The organism is Microbacterium xanthum (assembly GCF_034531355.1).
GTDB classification, from domain to species: Bacteria; Actinomycetota; Actinomycetes; order Actinomycetales; family Microbacteriaceae; genus Microbacterium; species Microbacterium xanthum.
Genome location: NZ_JAWHUE010000002.1, coordinates 788,581 through 806,945 on the forward strand (window position 1 = coordinate 788,581; position 18,365 = coordinate 806,945).

Annotated in this window: 14 protein-coding genes; all 14 read left to right on the forward strand. The window is 65.8% G+C overall.

Going from position 1 to position 18,365, the window contains the following annotated elements; genetic code table 11:
- Window positions 1-3 precede the first annotated feature (3 nt).
- The 14 genes from uxaC to RZO50_RS09220 all read left to right on the forward strand — a co-directional run bounded on the left by uxaC (window position 4) and on the right by RZO50_RS09220 (window position 18,348).
- Complete coding sequence (gene uxaC, locus RZO50_RS09155; protein WP_322599404.1) at window positions 4-1,389, forward strand: glucuronate isomerase; 1,386 nt, start codon at window positions 4-6, stop codon at window positions 1,387-1,389.
- Complete coding sequence (locus tag RZO50_RS09160) at window positions 1,386-2,819, forward strand: mannitol dehydrogenase family protein (protein WP_322599405.1); 1,434 nt, start codon at window positions 1,386-1,388, stop codon at window positions 2,817-2,819. Before uxaC ends, RZO50_RS09160 begins: the two co-directional genes overlap by 4 nt.
- The gene (manD, locus tag RZO50_RS09165; protein ID WP_322599406.1) at window positions 2,816-4,054 is read left to right on the forward strand and encodes a D-mannonate dehydratase ManD; all 1,239 of its coding nucleotides are present in this window, start codon (window positions 2,816-2,818) and stop codon (window positions 4,052-4,054) included. Before RZO50_RS09160 ends, manD begins: the two co-directional genes overlap by 4 nt.
- Window positions 4,055-4,109: 55 nt before the next feature.
- Window positions 4,110-4,628, forward strand: a complete 519-nt coding sequence (locus RZO50_RS09170; protein WP_322599582.1) for a gluconokinase — start codon at window positions 4,110-4,112, stop codon at window positions 4,626-4,628.
- Window positions 4,629-4,712: 84 nt separating this feature from the next.
- Complete coding sequence (locus RZO50_RS09175) at window positions 4,713-5,759, forward strand: LacI family DNA-binding transcriptional regulator (RefSeq protein ID WP_322599407.1); 1,047 nt, start codon at window positions 4,713-4,715, stop codon at window positions 5,757-5,759.
- 53 nt (window positions 5,760-5,812) lie between these two features.
- Window positions 5,813-6,826: a LacI family DNA-binding transcriptional regulator gene (locus RZO50_RS09180; RefSeq protein WP_322599408.1), complete on the forward strand. Its 1,014-nt coding sequence runs from the start codon at window positions 5,813-5,815 to the stop codon at window positions 6,824-6,826.
- A gap of 102 nt (window positions 6,827-6,928) precedes the next feature.
- Entirely contained in the window at window positions 6,929-8,305 is a 1,377-nt protein-coding gene (locus tag RZO50_RS09185; protein ID WP_322599583.1) for a GH1 family beta-glucosidase, read from the forward strand.
- Window positions 8,302-9,852, forward strand: coding sequence for a sulfatase family protein (locus tag RZO50_RS09190; protein ID WP_322599409.1), 1,551 nt, complete (start codon window positions 8,302-8,304; stop codon window positions 9,850-9,852). Before RZO50_RS09185 ends, RZO50_RS09190 begins: the two co-directional genes overlap by 4 nt.
- Before the next feature lie 76 nt (window positions 9,853-9,928).
- Window positions 9,929-11,485: an ABC transporter substrate-binding protein gene (locus RZO50_RS09195; RefSeq protein ID WP_322599410.1), complete on the forward strand. Its 1,557-nt coding sequence runs from the start codon at window positions 9,929-9,931 to the stop codon at window positions 11,483-11,485.
- Window positions 11,486-11,581: 96 nt separating this feature from the next.
- Complete coding sequence (locus RZO50_RS09200; RefSeq protein WP_194423502.1) at window positions 11,582-12,535, forward strand: ABC transporter permease; 954 nt, start codon at window positions 11,582-11,584, stop codon at window positions 12,533-12,535.
- A complete protein-coding gene (locus tag RZO50_RS09205; RefSeq protein ID WP_322599411.1) occupies window positions 12,532-13,392 on the forward strand; it encodes an ABC transporter permease in 861 nt (286 codons plus the stop codon). The genes RZO50_RS09200 and RZO50_RS09205 overlap by 4 nt, the downstream gene beginning before the upstream one ends.
- A gap of 21 nt (window positions 13,393-13,413) precedes the next feature.
- On the forward strand, window positions 13,414-15,513 hold the full coding sequence (locus RZO50_RS09210; RefSeq protein WP_322599412.1) for an ABC transporter ATP-binding protein: 2,100 nt from the start codon (window positions 13,414-13,416) through the stop codon (window positions 15,511-15,513).
- The gene (locus RZO50_RS09215) at window positions 15,510-16,997 is read left to right on the forward strand and encodes a sulfatase (RefSeq protein ID WP_322599413.1); all 1,488 of its coding nucleotides are present in this window, start codon (window positions 15,510-15,512) and stop codon (window positions 16,995-16,997) included. The genes RZO50_RS09210 and RZO50_RS09215 overlap by 4 nt, the downstream gene beginning before the upstream one ends.
- Complete coding sequence (locus tag RZO50_RS09220; RefSeq protein ID WP_322599414.1) at window positions 16,987-18,348, forward strand: cellulase-like family protein; 1,362 nt, start codon at window positions 16,987-16,989, stop codon at window positions 18,346-18,348. The genes RZO50_RS09215 and RZO50_RS09220 overlap by 11 nt, the downstream gene beginning before the upstream one ends.
- The last annotated feature ends 17 nt before the right edge of the window (window positions 18,349-18,365 follow it).

An 18,365-nucleotide genomic window follows, 5' to 3' on the forward strand; every position in this document is an offset into this window, starting at 1 on the left:
GGCATGCGATCTAACGTCGGACGCGTAGGGGAGAGGCTCCTCCCTGTGGACCCGGCCATACGTGGCGTGGCAGAACAGCTGTACTCCCTTGTCGCCGACGCCCCCATCATCTCGCCGCACGGGCATGTGCCTGCGCGCATGCTCGCTGACAATCACGCGTTCGAAAATGCCGCAGAGCTCTTCGTGACGAAGGATCACTACATCACCCGGATGCTGCATGCTGCCGGTGTCAGCCTCTCCGAGCTCTCGGGTGCGGAGCCGCGGTCGACATGGCGGCACCTCGCCGAGAACTGGCACCGATTCGCCGGGACCGCATCGGGTTATTGGCTCGAGACCGAGCTGTCCGATGTGCTCGGCATCACGATTCCGATCTGCGCAGAAACCGCGGATGAGATCTATGACGCTGTCGACGTGGTGCTCGCGAGCCCGGAGTTCCGGCCTCGCGAGCTCTTCCGGCGTTTCGGCGTGAGCGTGCTCGCCACGACCGACGATCCGCTGGACGATCTCTCCGCCCACGCGCAGTTGCGTGAGGCGGACCTCGGGGGTCACGTCCTGCCGACCTTTCGGCCCGACATCTATCTCGATCCAGATGCCGCGTCGTTCGGGTCTGCCGTCGATGCCCTCCTCGCGACGACCGCAGAGCCGGCCACCTTCTCGGGATATCTCGCCGCGCTCGAGAACCGTCGAGAGCATTTCGTGCGCCACGGGGGCGTGTCTACTGATCACGGCGTCGAAGAGCCGTACACGCTCGACATCGACGCGGATGAGGCGGCCGCTCTGTTCCAGCGGGTGATGAGGAGGGAGGCAAGCGCTGCTGATCATCGTGCCTTCCGTGGACATATGCTCCTGCAGATGGCACGAATGAGCGTGGACGACGGCCTCGTCATGACAGTCCATGCCGGGATCCACCGCAACCACAGCAGCGCCACGTTCTCGGCGTTCGGCCCGGACACCGGCCACGACATCCCCGTGCCGACCACCTTCACACGCGGAATGAAGCCGCTGCTCGAAAGGTACGGCCTTGAAAAGAACCTCCACCTCGTGCTCTTCACCGTCGACGAGACGACTTTCTCGCGAGAGCTTGCCCCGTTGGCGGGGTTCTACCCGAGCGTCTACGTGGGCGCGCCGTGGTGGTTCCTCGACGCACCCGATGCGATTCTGCGCTTCCGTTCGGCGGTGACAGAGACGGCGGGCTTCTACCGTACCTCCGGGTTCATCGACGACACCCGCGCCTTCCTCTCCATCCCTGCACGACATGATGTCGCACGCCGCGCGGATGTCGCGTACCTGTCTCGCTTGGTCATGGAGCGACGCATAACCCTGGAGCTCGCAGAACGGATCGCGCGGGATCTCGTCGACGCGATCCCGCGGGAGGTGTTCAAGCTGTGACGGACATCGCCCGGGGAGTTCAGCTTCGTCGTTGCGGTGCACCGCCGCCCATCAGAATGGTTCATGTCGGGCTGGGAGCGTTCCATCGATCTCATCAAGCCTGGTACACGGCGCGGGCCGCGGACTCGGCTCACTGGGGAATCGCCGCCTTCACCGGCCAGAGTCTGGATGTCGCTGAGCGCCTCAACGCACAAGGCGGTGTGTACACGCTCATCGTCCGCGGCAGCGCAGCGGACTCCTTCGAAACCGTCGACAGCATCGTCGCCGCGTACCCCGGCGTCGATATCGCCGCATTCGTCGCGGTCCTCGGATCGCACGACGTCGTGGTCCTGACCCTCACGATCACCGAGGCCGCGTATCACCTCGATGCGGAGGGGGTGCTCGACCTGGACGACCCTCATGTGTGTCACGATCTCACGATCCTTCGCGCGGTCTTTGCGGAGGGATCCGCACTCGACGAGGTTCCGCCTCTACGATCCGCTCTCGCGCGGGTGCTGTTGGCGCTCGAGGGGCGCCGGCGGTCCGGCGCGCCCCCGCTCGCGATCATCCCTTGCGACAACCTCCCCCACAACGGGTACCTGGTCGGACAGGCGCTGGCATCGCTCGCGGAGATGACGAGCGCGCCTCTTCGCGTGTGGCTGGAGACGGGGATATCGGTCGTCTCGACGTCGGTCGACCGCATCACTCCTCGCATGTCGCCGGAGGACTCCGACGAGGTCTTCGTGGAGACGGGGGTCGTCGATCTCGCGCCGGTCGTGACAGAGGAGTTCTCGGACTGGGTGCTTGCCGGCGACTTCCCATCCGGGCGCCCCGCCTGGGAGACCGCCGGCGCTCGCTTTGTCGCGGACATCGCGCCGTGGGAAGCGCGGAAGCTGTGGATGTTGAACGGTGCGCACAGTGTGCTCGCCGCTCTCGGCACGCTCCGCGGGCACGCTCTGGTGAGTGGGGCCATCGACGATCCGGTGTGCCGCGAGGTTGTCGACGCGCTGTGGCAGGAAGCGGCGCGTCACCTGCCGGATGTCGAGGTCACGCACTACGCCGCCGAATTGATCGCACGTTTCCGTAACCCGCGTATCGAGCACCGACTCGTTCAGATCGCCACGGACGCCACGACCAAGATGCGACTGCGCATCGTCCCCGTCGCGCTACGCGAGCGTGCGGCCGGCCGACCTGCGGAGGGGTGTGCGGCGGCGGTCGCGGCGTGGTGGCTGAGCGACACCGGAGATGCTCCCCGCGAGGGAGGCTCGAACGGTCTCGATCGCGCCGTCGCGTGCCTGGATACGGGACTTGCTCACGACCCGACCTTCATGGCCGCGGTTGCCGCTGCCGTCGACCGGATTCGCCGCGCGGTGGCAGCCGAGGCGAGTCCAGGCGAGGCCGATCGCGCAAGACGACCGCAGAACAGCACAACACTCGGAGGTAGATCGTGATCATCGACAAGGCGGAGGTCATCGTCACCAGCCCCGACCGAAACTTCGTGACGCTGAAGATCACGACTGCGGACGGCGTCACGGGGCTCGGAGACGCGACGCTCAACGGTCGCGAGATGGCCGTCGTAGCCTACCTCCGCGACCACGTCGTGCCGTTGCTGATCGGGTCGGATGCGACGCGGATCGAAGACACGTGGCAGTTCCTCTATCGCTCCGCATACTGGCGACGCGGCCCGGTCACGATGGCCGCGTCGGCGGCGGTCGACATGGCTTTGTGGGACATCAAAGGCAAAGTCGCGGGTATGCCCGTGTACCAGCTTCTCGGGGGCGCCTCTCGCGCGGGTCTGATGGCTTACGGCCACGCGTCCGGCAAGGAACTGCCCGAGCTTTTTGACAGCGTCCGATCTCATCTGGAGCACGGGTACAGAGCAATCAGGATTCAGACAGGTGTGCCCGGGTTGAAGGCGATTTACGGGATCGCATCGCAATCGGCCGAGGCGGGTGGCGGCGAGGCTCGTTACGATCACGAGCCGGCTCGTCGCGGCCCGAAGCCCGTGCAGGAGGATTGGGACACCCGCGCGTACCTGAACCATCTGCCGGGGGTGTTCGAGGCTGTGCGGAACGAGTTCGGGCCTGATATTCCCTTGTTGCACGACGGGCATCACCGCATGACTCCGATACAGGCGGCGAAGCTCGGCAAGGCGTTGGAGCCGTACGACCTGTTCTGGCTCGAGGACTGCACTCCCGCGGAGAATCCCGAGGCGCTGCGGCTCGTGCGTCAGCACACCACGACGCCGTTGGCGATCGGAGAGATCTTCAACACGGTGTGGGACTTCAAAGACCTCATTCGCGAGCAGCTCATCGACTATGTACGAGGTGCGGTCACGCATATGGGCGGCATCAGCCCACTCAAGAAGGTCCTCGATTACGCGGCTATGTATCAGATCAAGTCGGGGATGCACGGCCCGACGGACATCTCGCCGGTCGGCATGGCTGCGGCGATGCACCTCGGGTTGGCGATTCACAACTTCGGTGTACAGGAGTACATGCGTCACGGATCGAGGACCGATCAGGTCTTCGAGCAGTCATTCACATGGTCGGGAGGAATGCTGCACCCTGGTGAGAGACCCGGTCTCGGTGTGGAGTTGAACGTCGATGAGGCAGGAAAGTACCCCTACGAGCAGGCCTACTTGCCCTTCAACCGGCTCGTCGATGGGACGGTGCATGACTGGTGACGGGGGGAGTGATCGAGTGGGGAATCGCCGATATGGCGCGCCAGCCGTCGTCGTGATGGGGGTGTCCGCCTCGGGGAAGTCCACCGTCACTGAGCGCCTCGCCGCCGGTCTGGGCATCCCCTGGCGTGACGGCGACGACCTGCACTCCTCCGCGAACCGGTTCAAGATGGCCTCGGGCACGCCACTCGATGACGATGATCGTGCGCCGTGGTTGGACGTGATCGGTTCCCATCTCGATCGGGGAGCTGCGGAGGGGGGAATCGTGATCGCCTGCTCAGCGCTGAAACGAAGATACCGAGACCGGCTTCGCGCCGCGTGCCCTGCCACGCTCTTCGTTCACCTCGACGGAGCGCGAGAGGTCATCGTCGGGCGCGCAACCAGCCGCGATGGGCATTTCATGCCCGCGTCTCTGCTCGACTCGCAGCTTGTCGACCTCGAACCGCTCGCCGGCGACGAGCTGGGGCTGACTGTGAACATCGTGGAACCGGTGGAGGTGCTTGTGCAGAGCGCGATCGCATTCATCCGACGGTCCGCCCCTGATCCGCGCCCCGCTGCGACGCCCCGGCTTGCCTGACAAGATGAAGTCGTGAACGACGGACTCCCAAGCATCCCTTCGGCTCAGGGTCGATCAGCGGGGACGACTCCGGTTGGCCCTGATGTGCCGGCCGACGTCGCCGAGCGTATCGTCCGGCGGGGTGGGAACGCGACGATCTACGATATTGCCGACGTTGCGGGCGTGAGCCCGTCCACCGTGTCGCGGGCGCTCTCGACGCCGGGACGCATCAGCGCGAAAACGGAGGCGCGAATCCGCCAGGCGGCGGATCGGCTCGACTTCCGGGCCAACCCCATGGCGAGGGGCCTTCACACAGGGCGCACGCAGACGTTGGCATTGCTTGTCGCCGACATCACTAATCCCGTCGTCTTCGGGGTCGTCCGCGGCGCGGAGCATGAGGCTGCGAAGGCCGGCTACACCCTTATCGTGGCGGAGTCGCAGGAGTCTGGCGAGACTGAGGCTGAGGCAACAGCGAGGCTGATGCCAAGCGTGGACGGAATCATTCTCGCGTCCACCCGTCTGCACGACGGGGCCATTCGTGCGACGGCGCGTCGAAAGCCCACGGTGCTCATCAACCGCGCGATCGCGGGCGTGGACAGCGTCCTGCCCGACGTTGACAAAGGCGTCGGAGAAGTCATCGCACACCTCGACGGATTGGGGCACAGGTCGATCGCCTACCTCGCCGGGCCGGACATCTCGTGGGTCAGCGCGCGGCGATGGGAGCGCCTGCTCGAGGCCGCAGAGGCAGCGGGCATCGCCATCGTCGAGATCGGCCCCACAGCACCGACGATCGAGGGTGGGAGGGGCGCCCTGCGAAGGGTGGTCGCGGCCAGACCGTCGGCCGTCGTCGCGTTCAATGACCTGATCGCCATCGGGCTGATGCAGGCGGCTGCTCAGCGCGGGATCGACGTGCCGCGAGACCTCAGCGTGGTGGGATTCGACAACGTGTTCGGGAGTGAGCTGATGAGCCCTGCTGTCACTACCGTCGCGTCGGAGCTGGAACTTGCGGGACGTCGCGCCGTGCGAGTCCTGCTCGCCCGTCTTCAGGAGGAGCCGGTCGCGGATGCGACAGAGCTCCTCAAGACCACCTTGATCGTGCGCGAGTCGACCGGACCGGCCGCCGGACGCGAAGCGCGCGCACACCGCGGCTGATACTGTCACTCCCGAAACGGTGCCACGGAGCGTCGTGAGGAGGGTGAGGCCGGATGGTCGACCGGCGTGCGGTGACGATGCAGACGATCGCGGACTCCCTCGGGGTCTCCCGATCGACGGTATCTCTTGCTCTTCGCGAAGCTCCGGTGATCGCTGAGGCGACGCGACAGGCGGTACGAGAGGAAGCTGACCGCCTCGGGTTCGTGCCGAACCGCAGCGCCGCGAGGCTGCGGACGCATCAGCGTCGGTTGGTCGGCCTGGTGGTCCCAGACTTCGCCAACCCCTTGGTCGCCGCGACCGCGGCCGGCTTGCAGCGGGTCGTCGGTGAGCAGGAGCGGGTCCTGCTGGTCTCGAGCACGTTCGAGGACAGCGTGATCCAACGTCGCGTGCTTCGCTCTCTCATCGAGGAGCAGGTCGGTGGAGTCATCATCGCGTCGGTCATCGGGACGACCGCGGCAGAACTCGCCGGCCTGGCCAAAGCCCAGATCCCTACCGTCCTTCTCAACAGAACGGTCGAGGGTTCGTCGGCGCCCGTCGTGGAGCGTTCCGCCGCGGACATCGTCGATCTGGCGTTCGATCACCTCTACGTCGAGCACAACGCTCGCCGTATCGCCTACTTCGGTGGTTTCATCGACGCCTCGCCCCGACGAGACCGTCTCGAACACTTCGCGTCGCGCGTGGCCGCCGCGGGATTGCCGTCATTCCCGGCCTGGGCTTCGCCACCGTCGACGAGCACCGGCGAGGCACGCGACACGTTCATGGCCCTCGTGGCGGAGCGCGGCATGGAGATCGATGCCGTCATCTGCCACAGCGACACCGTGGCGATGGGGGTCCTTCGGGCACTGGCGAACATGGGGATTCACATCCCGGTGGTGGGGATCGACGACCTCGATTTCGCGGCCGACATGACGCCGTCGCTGACCACGGTCCGAACAGACGCTCGAGGCCTCGGCGAGTTGGCAGGGCGAACGCTGCTGACGCTGATGGGGAGCACGTTCGAGCCGACGCTCGAGCCGGCGCTCGAGCTCATCGTGCGCGAATCCTGCGGGTGCGCAGAGCACTCCTGAGGTGTTCGGTTGACCCGGTCACCGTGCCCGACTATGGTGATTTCAATCGATTGAGATTGCGATCGCTGATGATTGCCAGGCAAGGAGGCTGCGGTGACCAGTATGCGTCTGCCGAAGGGGTTCGAGTTCGGGGTGGCCACGAGCGCCTACCAGATCGAGGGGGCCTGGTCCGAAGAGGGCAAGGGGCCGTCCATCTGGGACACCTTCACGCATGGGGAGGGGAATGTGGTCGACGGTCGTACCGGCGATGTTGCGTGCGATCACTTCCACCGATACCCCGAAGACATCGAGCTGCTCGCGGAGCTGGGGGTGGACCGGTACCGACTCTCCCTCAGCTGGGCTCGGATACTCCCGAACGGTGTGGGGGCGGTCAATCAGCGCGGCCTCGACTTCTACAAGCGCCTGATCGACTCGCTGCTGGCGGCGGGGGTGCGCCCCAATGTGACGCTCTACCACTGGGATCTCCCGCAGGCGCTGGAAGACCTCGGCGGGTGGCCGAACCGAGATGTCGCCTCGTGGTTCGGAGAGTATGCGGCCGTCGCGTTCGACGCATTGGGCGACCGTGTCGACACGTGGGCGACCCTCAACGAGCCGATCGCGCTCTGGGCGGGCTATGGATTGGGCTGGTTCGCGCCCGGGCGGTCGGATCGGCGTGCGGGCCGGCAGGCGATGCACAACGCCTTGCTCGCGCACGGCGAAGCCGTCTCCGCCTTCCGCTCCTCCGCCGCGCGTCAGGGTGAGATCGGAATCGTCCTCGACGTGTGGAAGCGGCACCCCAAGACCGACTCGCTCGCGGATCGTGTGCTTGCGCGTCGAGGTGATCAAGACGGGTTCGGTTTCTTCATGGATCCTCTGCTCCGAGGGGCCTATTCCGCTGACCTCCTGGAGAGGCTCGAGGAGGAGGACGAGCTGCCGGACATCCGTGACGGTGACGTGGCGGCCATCTCGCGTCCGATCGACTACCTGGGTCTGAACGTGTATTCCCGGGTGGTCGTCGACTCGCAGCAGGACCAGGCGGGATGGGCGCAGAGCGATCCCGAACCAGGCGGCAACTTCCTCGACAACGGCAACGAGTTCTACCCGAAGTCCGTGTACGACGCGATCATGATGGCGCGTGATGAGTACGGGTGGCAGAAGCCGATCGTCATCACCGAGAACGGCGTCTTCGACCCCGACTCGGAAGGACATGATCCGCGTCGAGACGGGGATCGCATCCGCTACATCGAAGGGTTCCTGGAGTGGATCGCTCGAGCCATCGAGGACGGTGCGGATGTCCGCGGCTACTACCTCTGGAGCCTCATGGACAATTTCGAGTGGAACGCGGGATTCACCAAACGGTACGGCATCTATGGAATAGACCCGGAGACCTTGGACCGATGGCCCAAGGATTCTGCGCACTGGTACCGCGATGTGATCGCAGCCCACCATGCCCGGCATGACGATCGGGCCGGCCGGGAGAGCGAAGGGGTGCAGGCATGACGGATCAGCGGCCGGACATCATCTTCCTGATGACGGATCAGCAGCGGTGGGACGCCTTGGGTGTCGAGGATCCTCGCGTCCTGACTCCCCACCTCGATCGCATCGCGCGTGACGGCGTGCGCTACACGGGGGCCACCTGCCAAGCGCCGATGTGCGTGCCGAGCCGATTCTCCTTGATGACCGGACTGTATCCCTCGCAGTCCGGAGTGAGGGCGAACTGGTGGTCGACGCCCGACGACGACGAACTGCCCGTTCGGGTCCTTCCCGAGGTCATGCGAGACGCCGGATACCTGACCGCCGGGTTCGGTAAGACTCACTGGGGCACGACCGCGCATACGCCGTCGACACGAGGGTTCGACGTGCGCGTCGTCGGCGATCCTGATCTCGGGCTCGAGGACGGTGCCACGCACTGGCAGCACGAAGACGATCCCGAGGGCTATGCGCAGTACGCCGCGGCGGTGAAGGACTACGGGCCGGGGGAAGAGGAGCCGGCCGGGTACGTGGGGACGCCGGGGGAGTTGCCCTCGCGTCGTCATATCGACGGGTGGATCGCGGAGAAGGCGGTCGAGTGGTTGGAGGGGCCCGACCTCGACACCGACCAGCCCCTGTTCTTCTATCTGAGCTTCGCGAAGCCCCACGCGGCGCACATCCCGCCTGCCGAGTTCCAGCAGTTCTATGACATCGCCGACACTCCCGATCTGCAGATGCCTCCGTGGGATCACACGCGGTACGACCACATCCGCGTGCGCGACGAGAACTCGCCGTTCCTCAGCGGGCGAAGCGAGCGTTGGCGGACGATATGGCAGGGCATGTCGTCGGAGCAGCGACGTCTGGCGACGCTGCGGTACTGGGCGAATTGCACCTGGCTGGACTCGCTGTTCGGCGAGGCGATGGAGCGTCTCGAGCGCCGGGGGCGGCTTCGAAACGCCCTCATCGTGTTCGTGAGCGACCACGGTGAGCTTCTGGGGGAGCGGTTCTTCCACTTCTCGAAGTACTGCCTCTACGACAGCAGCGTGCGCGTTCCCCTGGTGTTGTCGGGAACGGCTCTGCCGGCGACGCTCCGGGGGACGGTGGACCCTCGCCCGACGGAGATCCTGGATCTCTACGCCACGCTCTCTGACGTGGCGGGCGCCGGTGGCAACGCGCCGGGCCATCCGAGTCGGTCGCTTCTGACGGGACCTGCCCGTCGCGGCAGCTTCGCAGAGATGCACGAGCCGGCGCCCGCCTGGATGTGGCGAACCGAGCGTCACAAGCTCATCTACTTCGTCGACCCGGCCGTGGGGACGGCGCAGGGCGAACTGTACGATCTCGTCGCAGACCCGAACGAGTGGGTGAACATCTACGAGGATCCGCAATCCGCCTCGATCCGTGATGCGCTGGTGCGTGACCTCATCGCGCACGTCTCGACCGCCTTCGGGGCCTGGCCTGTGCATCGCAGCGATCTTCTGCGTTCTGTCCCACAGACCGAGACCCTGCCCGCTCACACGGTGCGTATCGACGGCGGGATGACGATGGGCGCTCGGGCTCTCGCAGGTCGCGACGAATAATGCCTTGACGGCTGATTGATCCCTCTATACAGTCATTTCAATCGATTGAAAGATCGCTACCAGACAAGGAAGTCACATGACAAACAGCACACGTCGACCGAAGGCGGGGACGATGCTCGCTGCCGCCGCCACTATCGGTGCGCTCGTCCTGAGCGGCTGCGCCGCGGGACAGAGCGACTCGGGCGAGGCCTCGGAGCCCAAGGAGGGCGGAACCCTCACGGTTGCGCAGGGCACGGACATCCAGCCGGCCAGCTTCTTCAGCCAGGCGCAGGGGAACCTCGCCGTGCAGCGGATGATCTTCAACACCCTCATCGAACTCGACCTGGAGACCAAGGAGCCCAAGCCCTCCCTCGCCGAGGCGTGGGAGCTCTCCGAGGATGGGCGGACCATCACCTTCCAGCTGCGGGAGGACGTGACCTTCCACGACGGCACCCCGCTCACCTCCGCTGACGTGATCGCCAGCATGGAGACGGTCAAGCTTCCAGAGGTGCCGTCGCAGATGAAGTCGGTGGCGAACATCATCACGGAGGTCGAGGCGCTCGGTGACACGGAGGTGTCGATCTCGCTGGAGCATTCCGTCACCAACCTCTTCGACGTGTTCACCCTGGTTCCGATCGTCGACGATGAGAGCATCGAGGGTCTTCTCGAAGGGACGGCCTTCAACGGCACCGGTCCGTTCTCGGTGGATGACTACAAGCCCGGTCAGGGCCTGTCGCTATCGAAGTTCGAGGACTACTGGGCCGGGGCGCCCTACCTCGACGGCGTCGAGGTCACGGTGATCCCGGACCCGCAGTCCACCGTCACCGCGCTGCGGTCGGGCGAGGTGGACATGGCGGTCGATCTCGCGCCCAGCAACGCCGTCTCGGTGTCTTCCGACTCGAACTTCGTCGTGGTCAACGCCCCCGCGCAGGACGCTGCGTACTACATCGGCTCCGACGTGAACTCCCCGGTTCTCCAGGACAAGCGGGCGCGGCAAGGTCTTGCGTACGCCATCGATCGCGAGCGGCTCATCGACCAGGTGCTCCTCGGCAACGGTGCGCCGGCCTCCCTTCCGTGGAGCCCGGTCTCACCGGCATATGACGCCGAGCTCGATGGTTACTACTCGTACGACCTCGACAAGGCGCGCGAGCTGTTCGAGGCCGCCGGTGTCGTCGGAGAAGAGCTGACGATCTCCTACCCCTCGGGCAACAGCATCCTATCGGCGTTCGCGCAGATCATCGTGTTCGACCTCGAAGAAGCGGGCCTCAAGGCCGTTGCGGATCCGTTGCCGCAAGCCGACTTCCAGACCAAGTTCCTCGGGTCATCGTTCGGCGGCGCGTGGCTGAGCCCGCACGGCTTCGGTCAGATGGCGCCCGCCAGCCTCATCAAGGGTGCTTTCCCGTACCGCGCGGACTCGAACGTGTCCGGCTTCGTCAACGATGAGTACATCGAGCTGGCGGACGCCCTGTGGGTCGAAACCGATGAAGCGGCTGTGTCGGCGAACATCGAGAAGGTCAACGAGTTCCTCATCGACCAGCAGTTCGTCACCGACCTGATCGCCAGTTATCACACCTACACGACGACCGCGAAGCTCAAGGACATGGACTTCACGATCCTCGATTACCCCATCCTCGACACGGCGTATCTCGACTGATGGCGTTCCGGGCCGGTGCGGATCCGAACGTCGCGCCGGCCCGGATGAAACGGGGTCTCAGCATCGCCGCTGGAGACCTCCCTACCCGGGAGTTCCATGCTCTACTACACCCTTCGACGCATCCCGTCGGCGATCGTCGTTCTCTTCCTCGCGTCGATCGTCATCTTCTTCATTCTCAGACTCGTTCCCGGTGACCCGGCGGTGGTCCTCGCCGGGCCGGATGCCTCTCCCGAAACCGTCGACGCGATCCGCGCGAATCTCGGTCTCGACCAACCACTCATCTTGCAGTACCTGCTCTGGATCGGCGGCGTCGTCACGGGTGATCTCGGAACCTCCTACATCTTGAACGCGTCGATCGGCGAGCTCATGGGGGAAGCACTCGCCAACACCGCCGTGCTCGCCGGCGCGGCGATCATCCTCTCGCTGGTGTTCGGAGGTGCGGTCGGGATCTTCCTCGGAGTCACCCGACGGAAGAACACCGCCGCTTTGGTCGGTGCCGTCAATTCCTTCGCGTTCGCCATCCCGCCCTACGTCGTCGGCTTGTTGCTCGCCTTGGTGTTCTCCGTGCAGCTCGGGTGGCTACCGTCGGTCGGCATCGGGCCGGGCCTGGACGACCCGATTGGGATGCTTCCCTTCCTCGTCCTCCCCGCCGTGACATTGGCGATTCCGACGGGCGCGACGATCGCCCGATTCCTCGCCGTCTCGATGAGACAGCAGCGCGACGAAGACTTCGTCGTGGCGGCGACGGCGCGTGGTCTCCGAGCAGGCCGACTGTTCCGGACCCACGTGCTGCCGAACTCGCTCCCGCCTGTCCTCACCATCGTCGGACTCCAGGTGGCCAACCTCCTGGCCGGCGCGATCCTGGTCGAGGTGATCTTCGCCTGGCCGGGGGTGGGGCAGCTCATCCTCACATCCGTGCAAACGAGGGACTACCTCTTGACTCAAGCGCTTCTGCTGCTCGCTGTGGCCGTGTTCATCACGACCCAGCTGCTGACCGATCTGGCCGATGCTGCCATCGACCCCCGCGTCCGACTGAGGTTGGCGGCATGAGCGAGCCGACCGTCGTCCGGCCCGTGCGCCGGGCTGCGCGCGACCGCAACGGACTCCTGCGCGGTCTGCGTTATCCGTCCACCATCGTCGGCGTGGTCGTCGCGGTGTCCATCATCGCCATCGGACTGCTCGCGCCGATCCTGCCCATCCCCTCTCCGTACGCGCAAAGCCCCGACGCCTTCCTGCCACCCAGCGCACAGCACTGGCTCGGCACGGACGAATTCGGGCGTGACCTCTTCAGCCGCGTCGTGTACGGCATCCGGCAGGACGCACTGGTGGGAGCGATCGCGGTTCCCCTCGGCGCGGCGATCGGCGTCGTGCTCGGCCTGGTGAGCACCACATCGAAGTATCTCGACATCGTCCTGCAGCGGATCTTCGACGTGTCGCTCGCCTTCGCGGGAATCGTCATGGGTGTCACCGTCGCCGCCATCCTCGGGCCGGGCATCATGGCCGTTCTCGTCACGGTCACGTTGATCAACATCCCGCTCTTCGGTCGCCTCACCCGCAGCGCCGCGCGTGCGCAGCTCAGTCGCGATTATGTGGTCGCCGCGCGCGTGACCGGCGCGGGGCCCGTCCGGGTCCTCGGACAGCATGTGCTTCCGAACGCGGTGGACCCGCTCGTGGTTCAGGCAGCGCTCAGCCTTTCGATCGCCGTCTTTATCGAGGGTGGGATGAGCTTCGTCGGTATCGGCGTCGTCCCACCCGAGCCGTCGCTCGGCGCGCTGCTGCGCAGCAGCACCGACTTCATGTCCATCTCTCCTCAATACGCGCTCGCGCCCATGATCGTCCTCACCGCGCTCGTCATGAGCTTCTACGTCATCAGCGACGGGCTCAACCGCGGTCTGCTGAAGCGCTGACCCAGAACGAAGGAAATTCACGTGTCGACTCTTCTCAGCGTCCGCGACCTCGCGACGACGTTCCACACCAGCAGTGGCCCCGTCACCTCTGTGCGCGGCGTCTCCTTCGACCTCCGCCGAGGCGAGTCACTGGCCCTGGTCGGCGAGTCCGGCTCGGGCAAGTCGGTGACGGCGATGTCGATCATGAACATGGTGCGATCGCCGGGCGTCATCGAGGCCGGCCAGGTCATGTTGGATGGGCGCGATGTCCTCGCGATGGGCGCAGACGAGCTACGCGGCGTTCGCGGTCGCCGGATGAGCATGATCTTCCAAGACTCCGTCGCCGCGCTCGACCCGCTCATGAAGATCGAGGACCAGGTCGTCGAGTCGATCCGCGCGCATCGCCGAGTCAGCGACACGGTCGCCCACGATGAGGCAGTGCACCTCCTGGAGATGGTCGGAATCCCGGATCCCGCCGCGCGTCTGAAGGACTACCCGTTGGCGTTCTCCGGGGGAATGGCGCAGCGCGTCATGATCGCCATCGCGCTGGCGAACCAGCCGGAGCTCCTCATCTGCGACGAGCCGACCACGGCGCTGGATGTCACCGTACAGGCGCAGATCCTCGAACTCATCGCGAAGCTCAACAGGGAGCAGAACACCAGCGTCCTGTTCATCACCCACAACCTCGGCGTCGTCGCGCAGCTCTGTCAGCGCGTGGCGGTGATGTACGCGGGGCGAATCGTCGAGATCGGCGACACCGCGTCGGTGTTCGCCGACCCGCGTCACCCGTATACGCGGGATCTCTTGAAGGCCACCCCCACGCTGACGCATCCGCGGCACCTTCCGCTGACCTCGATCGAGGGAAGGCCTCCGTCGCTGCGCGAAGAGATCACAGGCTGTGCCTATGCGCCGCGCGACCCGCTCGCGTTCGAGAAGTGTTTCGCGTCTGACCCTGCGCTGACGGCAGGAGGCGAGGGGCGTTCACACGCGTGTTGGCTCGGTGACGCACCCCTCCCGGCGTCACGCGTGGAGGAAGGCTCCGCGGAGTCCGCGATCTCGTCGACGGAGAAGGAGGTGGTCCTCGAGGTCCGCGACCTCGTCAAGCACTTCCCCGGTCCGCGCAAGGGCTTCTTCTCCCGACGTGAAGTGCGCGCCGTCGACGGAGTGGACTTCGAGATCCGCGCCTCGGAGACGGTGGGCCTTGTGGGCGAGTCCGGGTGTGGCAAGTCGACGATCGCGCGGCTCGTTCTCGGTATCGATGAGCCTTCCTCGGGGGCGATCGTCTACGACGGCAAGGATGCGACCGGCCTCAACGCCGCCGCGCGGCGTCGCTACAACCGCGACGTGCAGATCGTCTTCCAGAACCCGATGTCGGCGCTGAACCCGCGCATGGTCGTCCGGAAGATGCTCGGACTCACCCTGCGGGGTCAGGGCGTGAAGGAGACGGACATCGACACGCGTAGTCGCGAACTCCTCGAACTCGTCGGTTTGGATGCCTCGGCCCTCGACCGGTACCCGCACGAGTTCTCCGGCGGGCAGAAGCAACGACTGGTCATCGCCAGAGCTCTGGCGATGGAGCCGAAACTCATCGTCTGCGATGAGGCGGTTGCCGCTCTCGACGTCTCCCTTCAAGCGCAGATCCTCAATCTGCTGAAGGAGCTGAAGGAGCGCCTCGGCCTGTCCTACCTCTTCATCGGACATGACCTTGCCACGGTGCGCTACGTCGCTGATCGGATCCTTGTGATGTACCTCGGGCAGATCGTGGAGTCGGGACCCTCCGAAGACGTCATCGCGCGACCGCTGCACCCCTACACGGCCAGCCTGCTCTCGGCCGTACCCGACCCGGATCCGTCTCAGGCGAAGGGTGAGCGTGTCGTGCTGCAGGGCGAGGTTCCCACCCCCCTCGATCCGCCGAGCGGATGCCGCTTCCACACGCGGTGTCCCATCGGGCCGATGGTGAACACCGACCGGGAGATCTGTCGGACCGAGCGTCCGATGGTGGACGATGCCGACCTGCACGGGGTCGCGTGTCATTTCGCGGGCGAGTTCCGCCCCGGCGCTCTCGCGTCGCCCGAGCGTCCGGAAGGCCTCGGACCGGTGCGGAGCACCGGCCGTGTCGCGCCCGCAGGGCACGCGGCGTGAGCGAGAAGACGGCACCGGATCGCCCGAACGTCATCCTGATCGTCGTGGACGACCTGGGGGCGGTGGACCTCGCCTGCACGGGTTCGGATTTCTATGAGACACCGCACCTCGATGCGCTGGCCGCGTCGGGAATGCGGTTCACCGACGCGTATGCGAGCGCACCGGTGTGCTCCCCGACACGGGCGAGCCTGCTGACGGGCAAGAGTCCGGCGCGTGTCGGCGTGACACAGTACATCGGTGGTTTCGCCACCGGTGCGTTGCGAGACGTACCCTATTTCCGGGAGCTTCCGGAGGACGAGTACACGCTGGCGCGCGCCCTTGCCGACGCCGGATACGCCAGCTGGCACGTCGGCAAGTGGCATCTCGGTCCGAGACGCACGTGGCCCGACCGTCACGGATTCGAGGTGAACATCGGCGGGTGTCACATGGGTTCCCCGACGACCTATCACTCGCCTTACGGCATCGAGACTCTTGAGGAGGGCCCCGAGGGAGAGTACTTGACGGACAGGCTCACGAATGAAGCGATCACGTTGATCCGTGAGCGTGACGCGCGTCCGTTCTTCCTGAACCTTTGGCACTACGCGGTACACACCCCCATCGAGCCCCCGGGTGGGCTGTCGGCGAAGTACGAGGCGAAGGCCCGACGGATGGGGCGCGACCTCGATGTCCTGCGAGACGAGGAGGAGATGCCGACCTGGCACCTGCGCGGCGTTCATGTACGACGTCGTCAACGGCAAGGAGATCCCGACTACGCCGCCATGGTCGAACACCTCGATGCGTGCGTCGGTCGACTGCTCGATGCGCTTGACGACGAGGGCATTCGAGAGAACACGCTGATCATCTTCACGTCGGACAACGGCGGGTTGGCGACCGCCGAAGGCTCGCCGACCTCGAACCTTCCCTTCGTGGAGGGCAAGGGATGGATGCAGGAGGGAGGTGTCCGTATCCCGCTTCTGGTCAGCATGCCCGGCGTCGTGCCGCACGCGAGCATCTCCGAGGTGCCGGCGATCTCCGCAGACATCTACCCAACCGTGCTGGGGATGTGCGGACTGCCGCTTCTCCCGGAACAGCACGTGGACGGAGTCGACCTGTCGTCGCATTGGCGGGGGCGACCAGCGGAGCGGGGTCCGCTCTTCTGGCACTACCCGCACTATGCCAACCAGGGCGGCACCCCCGGGGCAGCGGTTCGCGACGGGCGATACAAGCTCATCCGCCTCTACGAGGACGACACCGAACTGCTGTTCGACCTCGAAGCGGATGTCTCGGAGCAGCATGATCTCTGTGCGGTCCTCCCCGGGGAGGCGGATCGACTCCGACGCCTGATGGACACCTGGATCGAGGACGTCGGCGGCTTGATCCCGCGACGGCGGATCCCGCTGAGAGACGCTGAGGGTCGGGCCATCTGGCCACCGGCAACCAGCGCCACGCCGTCTGAGGAAAGCCCCTCCGCACGAGAAAAGGATGCTGACGTACATGTCTCATAGCGATGCACTCGCCCCTGCCGTCGCGGCGGAGAACCTCGCCGCCGATGCGCCGTATCGCCCGGTTCCGCTTCGACCGGGGCTGCCCGAGCGGCTGACCATCACGCTGTGGGACTTCTCCTGGTACGTGCGCACCGGGCCCGGTGAACCATTCGAGGATCTCGATCGTGCGGCGGCGGAGGCTGTCGAGCGCGGCTACAACACGGTGCGCATCTGCGCGATGCCTTTCCTGCTGTTCGGTTCGGGGATCGACACGTCGGCCTTCGCGCTCGGGCCGCTGGGGGGCGAGTACGGCCAGCGCGTTCGCTGGTACAACGTGAAAGAGCGCACGCTGATCGATGCGCGTCGACATCTTCTCGAGTTGTTCGAGACGCTCGAGCGGCACGATCTGTTCGTGATCCTCTCCTCGTGGGAATATCAGCAGTCTTCGGCGTTCGCCGAGTCCCGCGATTGGTGGGACGCCCTTCGTGGCGTTCCCGCCGAGGACCGTCCGACGGCACTCGCCGAGGCGCTGGCGTCGCTCGTGGACGTCGTCGAGGAAGCCGGGTTGGGGCACCGCATCGCATTCACCGAACTGCACAACGAGGTCCAGGGCGGACATCTCACGGAAGGGTTGCCGAATTGGTATGAGGACCCCGTCGGCCTCATGGCCGCGCTCCGGCCGAGGCTCGAGGCCGGCCTTTCGACCTTCCATGAGAGGCATCCGGCACATCCTGTGACCGTCAACTACTCCGGAGTGCCGGTGGACGCCATGCGGTACGTTCCCCGCAACATCGATGTCTTCGTCGCTCACCCGTACGTCTACGGCGTGCTCGACGAAGTGACGGCCGCCTTCGACCTTCGCGGTGATCTCGCGGCGTTTCCCGAGCAGCAGGTCCGCGCCCTGGGTCTCCTTCGCGACGACGCGCCGCCCGCGCAGACGTGGGTCCTGTCGGGGGAGGACGCGTGGAAGATGGATGCCACGATCATGGGGAAGCCGGAAACGTTCCTCATGGACTGGATCGACGAGGGGGCATTCGACCGGTTCCTCTACGAGCGATACCAGGTGCACCACTTCGAGATGCGAGCGATTCTCCGCCTCTGGTTGGATGTCGCGGCTGACTTCGCCGCAGCCCGAGACGTTCCGCTGGTGTTTGCTGAGGGGTGGATCGGCTACACGCCCCTCGAAGGCACGTTCGAGGAAGGTCCGATCGGATCTGCGTTCTGTCGGCACGCCGTCGAGGAGTCGATCCGTGTGGGCGCCTGGGGGACCATCGTCTGCTCCAACGCGGCCCCGCAGCACCCGATGTGGGGAGATGTCGAACTCCAGCAGCAGTGCAATGCCCGATTCTCCTCCGAACGAGCGGGTTCGTGATGTAGCTCCCGCGCAGT